The 469-nt window shown below is 35.4% G+C and carries 1 protein-coding gene; it reads left to right on the top strand.

Annotated features, from left to right (window positions below; genetic code table 11):
- On the top strand, positions 1–416 hold a 416-nt coding region (locus HC175_RS18270), incomplete at its 5' end, for a hypothetical protein (RefSeq protein ID WP_168139666.1).
- Positions 417–469: the final 53 nt, after the last annotated feature.

Here is a 469-nt window from a genome sequence, read left to right on the forward strand (position 1 = left end):
TGAAACCAGCAAAGAGCATTATTCTCTCAAATACCTGCGACATTGATCCTGCAAACAAAAGAAACTTTCCCTCACGGATAGTGTATGCGCCTATAATAGAATTAGATAAATACCGGAAGACGATTCTGTCTAACTCCAAAAAGAACCCACAGCAAATTGAGAGTCATATTGATGCCAGTAAAAAACAGGAAATAACTCAAGTTTTTTATGTACCAAGTTTAGGTGATAAATTGAAAGACTCAATAGTTTTTTTGGACCGAGTCTGCAATCTTCCTAACGAGGCTGTAGAAAGAGAAAAAGTAACTGAAAGAAGGGTTTTTACTTTAAGCGACTATGGCTCCTACCTGTTCCTTCTGAAACTTTCGATTCATTTTACAAGAATTCAAGATCAAGTTGAAAGAAAAAGTCTTGTATAGCATACAAGCAACATTTTCATAGAGCTTCCATTTTCTTTCTCTTTCTCCAAATA

The sequence above is a fragment of the Salinimicrobium oceani genome (genome assembly GCF_012037645.1).